The organism is Gilliamella sp. Pas-s25 (genome assembly GCF_009795885.1).
Classification (GTDB): Bacteria; Pseudomonadota; Gammaproteobacteria; order Enterobacterales; family Orbaceae; genus Gilliamella.
The window spans coordinates 1-12,027 of record NZ_WTEV01000013.1; the positions used below are offsets into that span (position 1 = coordinate 1).

The window sequence follows — 12,027 nt, forward strand, 5'->3', positions numbered from 1 at the left end:
TCGAGTTATGGTTGTTTTTTGCAGAATTATTATAACTCACATCATGCCGTCTAAAAAATAATCACGAAAGATCAACACGCCCTAGAAAGGAATAAAAAAGTAAAGGATCATTTGCATGAAAAAAAACCTCATTCAAATACTAATAATGATTTTAATATTATCAACAACAACAGGATGCTGTCTGCTATTTCGCCAACCAGTACGAGAACGACCTGATGTAGAATTAAATAACAATCAGCTATGTATCAGCATCCCCAAGGGAAAATACTCCCAAAATAGGTTGTTTAATATTAGGTTTATAAGTATCAGTGAGAAAATAAAAGATGGCCCTACGTATGATCGCACAAGATATTATAGTGGAATGACTGATACAGGCGTAAAAATGCAATACCAAGTTCACCCTGGTGAATGCTTAAATCTTGATTATCAATTTAAAACCGATGTACGTTACTATGTATTTATTAAAGCAAAGCAACAAAACAGCGAAGGTTGGAATATAGTTAAAAGATTAGATAAAAGATTGATACTAAAAAAACAAGACGATGGCTCATTACAATTGTTAGAGTATTAAACAAACAACATATTAAACCAATTTAAATAACAAACATAACTTTATCACAACAATAAATAACCTTATGAAAAAGAACTTCGCAATTATATTATTAATTATTATTCCGTTAATATCACTAACAGGCTGCTACCCACACTACAAAACTGAAGTTGTTACTGCTACACCAGATATAACATTAAATAATGACAATCAACTATGTATCAGCATACCTACAAACCAAATTATGGCAAACCAATCAATTCCCATTGATACTATTTATATTACAGAAACAACTCTGTCAGAAAAGGGCTTCCTAGAGGAATGGGAAAAAGATAATTGGAAAGGAGATAACATTCGTTCTGGCGAATGCTTGAAAATTGAATACCCTTTGCAAGCAAATACAACTTATCGCATTAAATTTACCAGTAAGTTGACTTCTGACCCAACATTCTATACATATTTTAGATGGATAAGGAAATTCCGCCTAGAAAAACAAAATGATGGTAAATTTAGACTATTATTGGACAACAAAGCTAATAAATAATAGCACTTCAGCTCTAATTTAGCTCTATCCAAATTTAGCATTGACCTTAATTATCATTAAGCTAGGGTAACCTAGCTTAATCATTATTATCAGATTAAATCAACACATAAAGCTCTACACGATTAAAATGTAAATATAAATTTACTAAAACCACAAAACAAAAACATTCCTCATAAATTCTGATTAATAAGTGAAAATTTCATTTACTATTATGTAATTTTGTGTTTACATAATAAGCGTTTGTGTAATTAATATTTTACATATAAAATATAAATGATTTTAACAAGGAAAATAAAAATGTTAAAAGATACCCTAAATAATGTTCGAATCCGAGACGAACACATGTTAATCACCCCTGAAGAAATCAAACAGCTTTATCCTCTTTCTGAAGATTTAAAAAATCAAATAGCCTCATCCCGCCAAACCGTTGTGGATATTTTAGAAAGGCGAGATCACCGATTACTTATCGTCTGTGGTCCTTGCTCTATTCATGATCCTATTGCAGCACTTGAATATGCGCATAAATTAAAAAAACTCTCAGACGAAGTTAAAGATCACTTATTTATTGTCATGCGTGTTTATTTTGAAAAACCAAGAACCACTGTTGGTTGGAAAGGTTTGATTAACGATCCTCATATGGATAGCTCATTTGATATTGAGCATGGACTAAAAAAAGCACGTAAATTACTGCTCGATATTGCTGAAATTGGCTTACCTATTGCAACCGAAGCGTTAGATCCCAACACACCACAATATATTGCCGATTTAATTAGCTGGTCAGCAATTGGCGCAAGAACCACTGAATCACAAACCCATCGAGAAATGGCCTCAGGGCTTTCGATGCCTGTCGGTTTTAAAAATGGCACAGATGGTAGTTTGGATGTTGCCATTAACGCCATGAAATCAGCCTCTATGCCTCATCGTTTTGTAGGCATTAATCAACAAGGGCAAGTGACCGTTTTACAAACTGTGGGGAATCCACATGGCCATGTTATTTTGCGTGGTGGTAAATCACCTAACTTTGATGCTGAAAATGTCGCATTATGTGAAATTCAAATGCAAAAAGCAGGATTATTACCTAACTTAATGATTGACTGTAGCCATGCCAATTCCAACAAAGATTATCGCAATCAACCGATTGTTGCCAACTCAATTATTGAACAAATCAAACATGGTAATAATTCAATTATTGGCGTGATGATTGAAAGTAATTTATTTGAAGGCAACCAATCTTCTGAACAACCACCAGAGGACTTCAAATATGGTGTGTCGGTTACTGATGCATGCATTAACTGGGAAGAAACAGACACACTATTGCGAAAAATGGATCATGTTTTAGCACAACCACTGATTGAAAGGCAAAAGCAATCGGTTACAGCTTAATCGATCAATAGATAAATATATCGCCGACATTATTATCGGCGATATATTTTTTAACCTAGCTGCTTACGAGCATTACGGAACATTCGCATCCATGGGCTATCTTCGCCCCAATTATCTGGGTACCAAGAATTTGTTACAGTTCTAAATACCCGCTCTGGATGTGGCATCATAATAGTTGCTCGCCCATCTTCAGATGTCACTGCTGTAATACCGTTTGGCGAACCATTTGGATTGGCAGGATACTGCTGTGTTACTTTACCATAATGGTCAATATAACATGCCGCAATTAATCCTGATGATTCTAAATTGGTTAGATGCGCATCATCACTAACCTCAACACGTCCTTCCCCGTGTGAAACCGCAATTGGCATATGTGATCCCGCCATATCAGTAAATAGCAACGAAGGGCTTGATTGAATTTGCACTAAGCTAAAGCGCGCTTCAAAACGTTCTGACAAATTACGCACAAAACGAGGCCACAAGTTAGCACCAGGAATCAGATCTTTCAGATTCGACATCATCTGACAACCGTTACAAACCCCTAACGATAACGTATCTTTGCGATGAAAGAATCGTTCAAATTCATCGCGCACCTTTTGGTTAAATAAAATCGATTTAGCCCAACCTTCACCCGCGCCTAGCACATCGCCATAAGAAAAGCCACCACAAGCAACCAGTGTACTAAATGGATCAAGCGTAATACGACCTGAAAGTAAATCGGTCATATGCACATCAATGGCTTCAAAGCCAGCTCTATCAAATGCAGCGGCCATTTCGACATGCGAATTAACCCCTTGTTCACGTAAAATGGCAACTTTAGGTTTTGCACCTTTAGCAATATAAGGCGCAGCAATGTCCGTTTGTGGATCGAAAGTTAAGTGCACATTTAAGCCTGGATCATCTTCATTTTGTTTCGCTTGATGTTCTTGATCGGCACACTCAGGATTATCACGTAACCGCTGCATCTGCCAAGTTGTTTCGGCCCACCATGTTCTTAACATTGAGCGCGACTCACTATAAACCACAGCAGATTTATTACGCACAATAAATTGTTGTCCTGCTTTAGCACGACCCAAAGCATGAACCGTATGGGATAAGCCAAACTGCTTAAAGCAAGCCATCACATCATCTAAACAACTATTGGCCACCTGAATAACAGCGCCAAGCTCCTCATTAAATAGCGAAGCAATCACATCATGGCCTAATTGAGAAATATCAACATCAACACCACAATGCCCAGCAAAAGCCATCTCGGCTAATGTAACAAACAGCCCCCCATCGGAACGATCATGATAAGCAAGCAGAGCATTTTGACTGACTAAAGCTTGAATGGCTTGATAAAAATTAAGCAGATCTTTAGAGTTATGTACATCCGCAGTTTGTTGACCTAAATGACGATAAACTTGCGCCAGCGCAGTTGCGCCTAATGCTTGATGACCGTTTGATAAATCAACCAACAATAATGTATTATCTTGATCGGTACGCAATTGTGGTGTCACGGTTTTACGCACATCTTCAACGCGTGCAAATGCTGAAATCACCAACGATAACGGCGACGTCACTGTTTTCTGTTCGCCATCTTGTTGCCATGTGGTTTTCATCGACATCGAATCTTTACCAACTGGAATTGCAAGTCCCAATGCTGGGCATAGATCTTCACCTATTGCTTTAACGGCCTGATAAAGCCCAGCATCTTCACCCGGATGGCCAGCAGCGGCCATCCAGTTAGCTGAAAGCTTAATGCGTTTGATATCGCCAATATTCGTTGCGGCAATATTGGTAATCGCCTCACCAACAGCAAGTCTTGCCGAGGCAGCAAAGTTAATTAGTGCAACTGGCGCGCGCTCCCCAATGGACATAGCTTCGCCATAATAACTATCAAAACTTGCGGTGGTAACAGCACAATCGGCAACAGGTACTTGCCAAGGACCGACCATTTGATCGCGCGATACCATCCCCGTCACAGAGCGATCGCCAATGGTAATTAAAAAGGTCTTTTCGGCAACCGTTGGCAAATGTAAAACCCGTTTGACTGCATCATATAAATTAATGTCAGCAGTTGAAAAATTATCACCATGCGCCTGATGTGTTTTTACATCGCGTTGCATTTTAGGCGTTTTACCAAGAAGTACATCCAATGGCAAATTAATTGGATTATTATTAAAATGATCATCATGCAAAGTAACAGCTTTATTCGCTGTTGCCTCACCAATAACGGCATAAGGCGCTCGTTCACGCTGACAGAGCTCGTCAAACAATGCTAATTTATCGGAATGGATAGCAAGCACATAACGTTCTTGCGATTCATTACACCAGATTTCTAGCGGGGACATACCCGGCTCATCACTGAGTATTTTTCGGAGCTCAAATTGACCACCACAGCCCCCGTCACTAACCAGCTCAGGCATCGCATTAGATAACCCACCGGCACCCACATCATGAATAAATAAGATAGGGTTATCTTCGCCTAATTGCCAGCAACGATCGATAACTTCTTGACAACGGCGCTCCATTTCAGGGTTATCGCGCTGAACAGAAGCAAAATCCAAATCAGCATCAGACTGGCCCGACGCCATAGACGACGCCGCCCCACCGCCTAAGCCAATATTCATCGCAGGACCACCTAACACAATCAACTTAGCGCCAGCCGGAAACTTACCTTTTTGAATATGTTCACGGCGAATATTACCCATACCACCCGCTAACATAATCGGTTTATGATAACCTCTCACTTCTTCGCCATTATGGCTATTTACTCGCTCTTCATAAGTGCGAAAATAGCCTAATAAAGCTGGACGACCAAATTCATTATTAAACGCCGCTCCCCCTAAAGGACCCTCCATCATAATATCAAACGCACTGACAATACGATCAGGCTTACCAAAATCGTATTCCCAAGGCTGTTCAAAGTTAGGAATACGCAAATTAGAAACCGAAAACCCAACCAATCCCGCTTTCGGTTTAGCCCCGCGCCCTGTTGCACCCTCGTCACGAATCTCACCACCACTCCCAGTTGCCGCACCCGGCCAAGGCGATATGGCGGTTGGATGATTATGCGTTTCCACTTTCATTAAAATATCCGCATATTCTTGATGATAACCGTAGGTTTTATTCTCATTATCTGCAAAAAAGCGCCCAACGATTGAGCCATCCATTACAGCGGCATTATCCTTATAAGCAGACGAAACATAATCAGGAGTGTGTTCAAAAGTATTTTTGATCATCTTAAACAGTGATTTAGGCTGCTTTACCCCATCAATAATCCAATCAGCATTAAAAATCTTATGGCGACAATGCTCTGAGTTGGCTTGCGCAAACATATAAAGTTCAATATCTGTCGGATTACGATTTAATTTTTTAAAATTTTCAACTAAATAATCAATCTCATCAGATGCTAACGCTAAACCTAATTTTAGGTTAGCCTCTTCTAACGCCTTGCGCCCTTGGCCTAATAAATCAACGGTTGTCACAGGCGTTGGAGACTCAACGTAGAATAGCTGCTCGGCTTGCTCAACACGACTAAAAACAGCTTCCATCATGCGATCGTGAATCAATGATAAAAAATCATTTTTTTGTGAATTGATTAATGGCGAACTCACTTGCACATAATAAGCGATTCCCCGCTCAATACGGCGAATCTGCGACAAGCCACAATTATGCGCAATGTCGGTCGCTTTTGACGACCAAGGCGAAATCGTTCCAGCTCTTGGAGTAACTAAAAAAAGTTGCTGGCTGGATGTCTCTTTGATATCGATTTGTGCGGTTTTAGGACCGTATTGCAATAATTTATCTAGCGTTAACTGTTGTTCGTCCGTCAATTTATCAGCCAAATCAACAAAATGAATATATTGTGCTTCAATATCAATAACAGGAATGGATTGTTCACGGCAAACAGATAGGATTTTACTAATACGAAATGCAGATAAAGCAGAACAGCCAGCTAAAATTTTCATGCTAATTACTCTTTTTAAGCCAAACATAGGTTAAAAAATAGAACAACATTATAAAAGAAAGTGAACAATGTGGCTATCTTAAATACAGCTTATATTGAAATGGTTAAAAGTCATCAACCTTACATCCAAATTAAAAATAGTAGATTAATTAAAAATACTTTTAATACAGTTAAAATTTATTTTTCTCTATTCGAAAATGTATAAGATGTTTTATCCAAAACCGTTTAACTGGATTTAATATAATTATTTTATGAAGTTTTTCTTGGTTCTAGTAAAAGTAAACCTTTTCGTATTGCATACCTGAATTAAAAGTAGGCATCCTCTTTTTTGGCTTTACCATTCGTTTAAAATAAATAGACTTAATGAGTTTTTGCTTTATTCGAAATTTATCACTCTCCTTAAACAAATTAAAAATAGATTAGTTTTTGTAAAAAATATTCAGGAGTCTATACCGTTTCGTGATTTGTCGAAGCTTTGCAGTAACTATTCGTTAATACATGTGATCACCATCATATCAATCAGCAATTCACGAACCCCGCCTGCCAACGCACAACAGGGAAAGCTGAAAGCGATAGGGACTTTCATGGCGATGTAGCATAGATAGGTTTTATTATTGTGTTGAGCTTGCCGTCTTAATTTATCTTCAATGGACTTTTCGATTTTAACCAGACGTTTAATTCCATAATTGATGCTTTTATAACGTTCCTTCTCACTGACTAAAGGAACAAACAGCTTTAACTAAGCTTTCTTTAGCTCGTTATAAAGGTTCAGGCATCAGTTTAGTTTTTTATGTATATTTATCACTATAATTAACGTGAGTAATTCCTACAAATAAAGTGTTGTAACCTAATTGTACTTAAGCAATGTTATTTATGCTCATAAAAAAATGAATAAAATAAACACTTTTCCTGAATAATCTTTTATTACTTTGTCTCTGATTGAATCCATAGTTGCTTGTTTTTAAAATCAATTTTTAGAATATTTTTCCTAAGAAAATCAAATCGTATCAGGAATATTAATGGCTACTGAGCTAAATACAATAAAAAAGTTCTATAGAATTTGGTGAATTTTGATTACGGTTTGGTCATGCGGTGTTTAAATAGGAATATATTTTGCATGGTATTTAATGCCTAGTCATCCTAGGCATCAATTAAACGCAATTTTTCTAAACCCTGATGCCATTGTTGGTTGATTATTTTGGGTAATTTGTTCGATACGATTGATGATCTGTATAAGTTTATCACTATAATTTGGATCAGTTGCATAATGTGCTGCTTGTAATTCTTTGGCAGCTGTTCTGGCATCTGGTGCGTTAACAACAGCACGATAACGTGGATTTTTGGTTAATAAATTAAGATAGTCGGTTAACGCTTGTTGTTTACTATTATAGACTCTAAAATTATCCTCAATTTTAGTCATTTTATTATTAACCAATTCTTGTGTGATTAAGCGAGTAGAATCCCCTTGCCATGACGCATTGGCTTTGATACCAAAATAATTGTGGCTTACTTGATTATTGGTGGTTTTGATCTGTTTTTGTCCCCAGCCTGTTTCTAATGCAGCTTGTGCAATAATCACTTCATAAGCAATACCTGAATGTTTAGCTGCCTGCTTAGCTGGCTCTAACCAATCTTTTACAAATTTAACGATATGATCGTCTTTACCCTCTTTTATTGGTGTATTTAAAGATAATTGATTAGTTGGATTGGTTTGATTTGCTTTATGACTTTGGTAAAGCATTTGCCCCCATGCTTGAGGCGATAAATTAGAGGGTGCATTACTAAATAAAGACTGAGCTAAATGAAGATTTTGCTCAGTTTTATTTGAATTAGCCTGTGATGAATTAGCTTGTGAGTTAATATTAATTGATGGTGAAACCTTGTTAGTTAACTGTTTGGTGAGCATCTGGGCTAATCCAAACCCTTTACCCGCTGCCTGCTGTGCAATTTGTTGATCAAACATTGAAGTAAATAGCTGTGAAGCAGACTGACCAAATAAACCACTTTCAGGTACAGCTTTACGCATTGATTGCATCATCATATTAATAAATAATGATTCAAATTGCTTAGCAACTTGTTTAACACCTTCAGATGAACCATTTATTGCACTACGCTTTAGTTGGTTAAGACCCGATAAATCATAGGCAAAACGGTTGAATGATTGACCAATTTTAGTATTCATAAGCAATATTCTTTAAATAGTTTCAAGCGTAGCATGTAAACAACCCGCTGATTTTAGTGCCTCAAGAATCGACATTAATTCGGTCGGGTTTGCACCTAACAAGTTCAGTGATTTAATAACACGTTTTAAGTCAGCGCCTGCGGCTAAATTATGTAATGCCCCACCTTCTTGCTCAATACTTACTTGTGTATCAGGTGTTACCACTGTTGTACCACCGGCTAATGGTGTATTGGGTTGACTGACTTTTAATTTATTATTCACCACAACAGATAAATTACCATGCGCTACAGCACAATTATCTAGCTGCACTTTTTGATTCATCACAACAACGCCTGTTCGCGTATTGATAACAACTTTGGCAGAAATTGGCGTGCGACCTATTTCTAAATTTTGTATTTTAGATAAAAATTGTACACGTGCGTGGCTTTCTTTTGGCATTTTTAGAGAAACCGTTGTGCCATCTAAGGCAACTGCACTATTTTTTTGTAATTTATTAATTGCTTCCGATATTTTTAAAGCTCGAGTAAAGTCAAATTGGTTAAGATGCAAATGGATAATGTCTTGTTCATCTAAACGAGTAGCTAACTGACGTTCAATCGTTGCGCCATTTGGAATGGTGGCTCCTGCTGTTTGATTAACACTAACACTACTTCCTTTACTGCTGGCGCCCGCTCCTCCAACAAAAAGGTTACCTTGAGCAATAGCATACACTTGATTATCGACCCCTTTTAATGGGGTCATGATCAATGTGCCACCACGCAAGCTTTTTGCATTACCAAGCGAAGACACAACCACATCAAGTTGTTGCCCAACACGCGAATAAGAAGGTAATTTGGCAGTTACCATGACCGCGGCAACATTTTTTAATTGCATATTACTGCCTGACGGTACAGTAATACCTAGCTGAGATAACATGTTGGTAATACTTTGAATAGTAAAAGGTGTTTGCGAGGTTTGATCGCCTGTGCCATCAAGCCCAACAACAATACCATAACCAACTAAAGCATTGTCTCTTACACCTTCAATAGTCACTAAATCACGAATACGTTCAGCATGTCCATTAGGTATGAACAATATCATCATAAAGATAAAGCCAAAAAAGAGGCGCAATTTTCTTATCATAATCAGGCTCATTAAAATGGTGAAAGATTTAAAAATAGGCGTTGTAACCAACCCATTGTTTGTGCTTCGTCAATATATCCATTACCGACATATTCAATACGAGCATCAGCAACCTGTGTTGAAATAACGGTGTTATTACCACTTATTGTTCTAGGGTTTACCACGCCAGAAAAGCGGATAAATTCGGTGCCTTGATTAATCGCAATCTGTTTTTCACCGATCACCTTTAAATTACCATTAATCATGACATCTTGAACGGTGACGGTGATAGTACCACTAAACGTGTTTTTAGCATTAGCGCCACCGGCCCCTTTAAAATCATTGCCACCTGCAATATCCGTTTCAGCTTTGCCTCTGCCAACTAATCCATCGAGAAACGTAGGCAGCTTTTTTATACCTAAATTAACCGAGCCATTACGCCCTGCATTCACAGATGAGCTTTTGCTGGCACTGACGTTTTCCTGTAAAACAATGGTCAATACATCACCAATATTACGCGGACGGCGATCTTCAAACATGGGTTGATACCCAAAACTGCTTGGCTGAGCGGCTTGATAAATAGAGCCGCTAGTATTTACAATGGTGGGCATTTGCGGAACAATGCTCGTTTTGCCTTCAACTAAAGCTTGCTTAGGTAATTGTGCGCAACTAAATAAGCAACTAAACAAAAAGAAGGCAATTGGAATATAAAAATATCTCAATAGACTTATCATATTGTTAATGTTAAAGCTGATTTAAACGTTGTAGCATTTGATCGGATGTTGAAATCGCCTTGCTATTAATTTCGTAAGCGCGTTGTACTTGAATCATATTTACCAGCTCTTCAGCAACATTGACATTAGACGTTTCGGTATAACCTTGATATAGCAATCCTGCACCATTTAATCCGGGGGTATTTTCGGTCGGAGAACCTGAACTTTCGGTTTCTAAATAAAGGTTTTCGCCCACGCTTTCAAGACCCGCATCATTAATGAAAGTATGTAAAGTAAGTTGACCAACTTGAACTTGTGTTGATTGATTCGCTAATGTCACATTCACTACACCATCACGCGCGACAGTCATTTTGATTGCGTTGGATGGAATAGTAATAGCTGGTTGAATTTCATATCCCGCCGCAGTCACCAATTGCCCATTTTGATTAACTTGAAAAGCGCCACTACGAGTATAAGCTTGTGTGCCATCGGGCAATAAAACTTGGAAAAAACCTTGTCCGTTAATAGCAATATCACTACTGTTATCTGTTGCCTCTAAATTGCCTTGGCTATGAATACGTTCTGTCGCAACCGGACGAACGCCGGTACCAATCTGTAAACCTGACGGTAATGTGGTTTGCTCAGAAGACTGCGCGCCGGGTTGGCGAACTGTTTGATACAATAAATCTTCAAATACAGCTCTTTGTCTTTTAAACCCACTGGTACTCACATTCGCTAAATTATTTGAAATAATATCCATGTTCATTTGTTGCGCCGTTAAGCCCGTTTTGGCAATCCATAATGATTTAATCATAGTTATTCCTACTTAATATATTGATAAATTTAAGTCAGCGACAAAATTTGGTTCGCTTTTTGTGCATTTTCATCTGCGGTTATAATTTCTTTCATCTGCATTTCAAACTGGCGAGCATGGCTAATTAAATCCACCATAGCAGTAACAGGATTAACATTACTTCCTTCTAACACACCGGACATAAGTTTAGCTTTTGGATTATCTGGCATAACTGCACCTCGTTCATTACGTACTTGGTCAGTTAGTTGAAAAAAACCACTATCACCACGGACAATCTCGTTACGCTCAAGATGTACTTTTTTTATTTTACCCACTTGGGCAATGGTGGTTGGTTTATTGCCCGCACCCAATGCAGAAAGTGTTCCATCGCTGCTAATAGTGATTTGAGATCGTTGGGGCACAGTTAAAACGCCACTATCACCAATTAATGGATAGCCTTGTATATTAAGCGTACCATTTTCGTCAATATCAATAGCACCATTACGTGTATAAGCTTCGCTACCATCAGCTAATTGCACCGCCAACCAGTGATCTTCGGTCAAAGCAACATCTAAATTTCTACCCGTATAGTTAAATGCACCCATCGTTGAGTCAAACGTGGGCGTTGTTGCTGTTACCATAGTCCGTGTCGGTATATCATTGCCCACAACAGGAACTGCTTTCATTGCCGTTAACTGTGCACGAAACCCCACTGTAGATACATTAGCTAGGTTATTACTTGTCACTGACTGCCGATTTAGTGTCTGGCTAGCTGCTGACATTGCTGTATAAATAACACGATCCATAAA

At 38.2% G+C, this 12,027-nt stretch carries 9 protein-coding genes; 3 read left to right on the forward strand and 6 right to left on the reverse strand.

Features of this window, described 5'->3' with window-relative positions; genetic code table 11:
* Nucleotides 1–115: 115 nt before the first annotated feature.
* The 3 genes from GQ593_RS07345 to GQ593_RS07355 all read left to right on the forward strand — a co-directional run bounded on the left by GQ593_RS07345 (nucleotide 116) and on the right by GQ593_RS07355 (nucleotide 2,477).
* Nucleotides 116–571 carry a putative T6SS immunity periplasmic lipoprotein gene (locus tag GQ593_RS07345; protein WP_160431455.1) on the forward strand — a complete coding sequence of 152 codons (456 nt, stop codon included), beginning with the start codon at nucleotides 116–118 and terminating at the stop codon, nucleotides 569–571.
* A gap of 64 nt (nucleotides 572–635) precedes the next feature.
* A complete protein-coding gene (locus tag GQ593_RS07350) occupies nucleotides 636–1,094 on the forward strand; it encodes a putative T6SS immunity periplasmic lipoprotein (protein ID WP_160431456.1) in 459 nt (152 codons plus the stop codon).
* A gap of 297 nt (nucleotides 1,095–1,391) precedes the next feature.
* Complete coding sequence (locus tag GQ593_RS07355) at nucleotides 1,392–2,477, forward strand: 3-deoxy-7-phosphoheptulonate synthase (RefSeq protein WP_160431457.1); 1,086 nt, start codon at nucleotides 1,392–1,394, stop codon at nucleotides 2,475–2,477.
* 50 nt (nucleotides 2,478–2,527) lie between these two features.
* On the opposite strand, the gene purL is transcribed toward GQ593_RS07355, so the two are convergent.
* The 6 genes from purL to GQ593_RS07385 all read right to left on the reverse strand — a co-directional run bounded on the left by purL (nucleotide 2,528) and on the right by GQ593_RS07385 (nucleotide 12,024).
* Complete coding sequence (purL, locus tag GQ593_RS07360; protein WP_160431458.1) at nucleotides 2,528–6,430, reverse strand: phosphoribosylformylglycinamidine synthase; 3,903 nt, start codon at nucleotides 6,428–6,430, stop codon at nucleotides 2,528–2,530.
* A 1,146-nt stretch (nucleotides 6,431–7,576) separates the two neighbouring features.
* The gene (flgJ, locus tag GQ593_RS07365; protein WP_160431459.1) at nucleotides 7,577–8,611 is read right to left on the reverse strand and encodes a flagellar assembly peptidoglycan hydrolase FlgJ; all 1,035 of its coding nucleotides are present in this window, start codon (nucleotides 8,609–8,611) and stop codon (nucleotides 7,577–7,579) included.
* 12 nt (nucleotides 8,612–8,623) lie between these two features.
* Complete coding sequence (locus GQ593_RS07370) at nucleotides 8,624–9,730, reverse strand: flagellar basal body P-ring protein FlgI (protein ID WP_442903598.1); 1,107 nt, start codon at nucleotides 9,728–9,730, stop codon at nucleotides 8,624–8,626.
* Nucleotides 9,731–9,744: 14 nt separating this feature from the next.
* Nucleotides 9,745–10,446: a flagellar basal body L-ring protein FlgH gene (locus GQ593_RS07375; RefSeq protein WP_160431461.1), complete on the reverse strand. Its 702-nt coding sequence runs from the start codon at nucleotides 10,444–10,446 to the stop codon at nucleotides 9,745–9,747.
* Between the two features lie 10 nt (nucleotides 10,447–10,456).
* Nucleotides 10,457–11,239, reverse strand: a complete 783-nt coding sequence (flgG, locus tag GQ593_RS07380) for a flagellar basal-body rod protein FlgG (protein WP_085247564.1) — start codon at nucleotides 11,237–11,239, stop codon at nucleotides 10,457–10,459.
* Between the two features lie 29 nt (nucleotides 11,240–11,268).
* A complete protein-coding gene (locus GQ593_RS07385) occupies nucleotides 11,269–12,024 on the reverse strand; it encodes a flagellar basal body rod protein FlgF (protein ID WP_160431462.1) in 756 nt (251 codons plus the stop codon).
* Between the last annotated feature and the right edge of the window lie 3 nt (nucleotides 12,025–12,027).

What these genes read in the sequence shown, in the direction of transcription:
- purL (WP_160431458.1), bottom strand. Translation starts at nt 6,430, where the DNA reads ATGAAAATTTTAGCTGGCTGTTCTGCTTTATCTGCATTTCGTATTAGT.
- GQ593_RS07385 (WP_160431462.1), bottom strand. Translation starts at nt 12,024, where the DNA reads ATGGATCGTGTTATTTATACAGCAATGTCAGCAGCTAGCCAGACACTA.
- GQ593_RS07355 (WP_160431457.1), top strand. Translation starts at nt 1,392, where the DNA reads ATGTTAAAAGATACCCTAAATAATGTTCGAATCCGAGACGAACACATG.
- GQ593_RS07350 (WP_160431456.1), top strand. Translation starts at nt 636, where the DNA reads ATGAAAAAGAACTTCGCAATTATATTATTAATTATTATTCCGTTAATA.
- flgJ (WP_160431459.1), bottom strand. Translation starts at nt 8,611, where the DNA reads ATGAATACTAAAATTGGTCAATCATTCAACCGTTTTGCCTATGATTTA.
- GQ593_RS07345 (WP_160431455.1), top strand. Translation starts at nt 116, where the DNA reads ATGAAAAAAAACCTCATTCAAATACTAATAATGATTTTAATATTATCA.
- GQ593_RS07375 (WP_160431461.1), bottom strand. Translation starts at nt 10,446, where the DNA reads ATGATAAGTCTATTGAGATATTTTTATATTCCAATTGCCTTCTTTTTG.
- flgG (WP_085247564.1), bottom strand. Translation starts at nt 11,239, where the DNA reads ATGATTAAATCATTATGGATTGCCAAAACGGGCTTAACGGCGCAACAA.